Consider the following 750-nt stretch of genomic DNA (forward strand, 5'->3'; position numbering starts at 1 on the left):
GCCTGGAGCGGGTGTTGTGGAACGACCCGGCGACCGGTGTCATGCGCCACGCCGATGCCGGCTACGAAATCGCCGTCGAATGCGCCAAGGAGCACCAGCTCAACCTGCCCGGCATTCTCGGGTGAGAAACGTCCGGCCGCAGGCAGGCGAAAAGCCGCGGAATCGGCTTTTCGAGTTTCGAACGCCCGTAGCCATAGCGGAGGGCTAGGCATGCGCATCCTGCGGGCAGCCGAATACCGGTCGATGCCGTGGAAGAACGGCGGCGGCGTGACGACGGAAATCGCCGTCTCGCCGCCCGGTGCCGGGCTAAACGATTTCGACTGGCGCGTGTCGATGGCGCGTGTCGAATCGAGCGGTCCGTTCTCGCAATTCGCCGGCATCGATCGCACCCTTGCCGTGCTCGAAGGCGAGGGCATCGTCCTCGAGATTGCCGGCTACCCGCCGAGATCTATAAACAGGACGACCGCCCTGTTTTCTTTCCCGGCCGACGTGCAGACCTCGGCCGCGCTGATCGGCGGACCGATCACCGATCTCAATGTCATGACCCGCCGTAGCCGGATGACGCATTCGGTCGAACGCCTGGTGATTTCGGCCCCCGTGGAAATCCGGACTGAAGCCGGCACAACGCTCATCCTGTGCTTGGACGGCGACATCAGTGTGCCCGCCGCTGAACCGGTTCGCCTCGGGCCGCTCGACACGCTGCTGTCCGGGCCGGTCAGCACCGGCCTGCTTGTCCAACCCGCCCATGAG

Annotated in this window: 2 protein-coding genes; both read left to right on the plus strand. The window is 65.3% G+C overall.

The genetic code is table 11. The annotated features are described in order from the left end of the window. A partial coding sequence (locus ENZ74_RS33395; protein ID WP_164761478.1) for a hypothetical protein occupies positions 1 to 125 on the plus strand: 125 nt, incomplete at its 5' end. 85 nt (positions 126 to 210) lie between these two features. After that, on the plus strand, positions 211 to 750 hold a 540-nt coding region (locus ENZ74_RS33400; protein WP_127313367.1), incomplete at its 3' end, for a HutD family protein.

Origin of the sequence: Mesorhizobium sp. M7A.F.Ca.CA.002.15.2.1 (assembly GCF_003998715.1) — a bacterium.
In the GTDB taxonomy this organism is placed as follows: Bacteria; Pseudomonadota; Alphaproteobacteria; order Rhizobiales; family Rhizobiaceae; genus Mesorhizobium; species Mesorhizobium ciceri.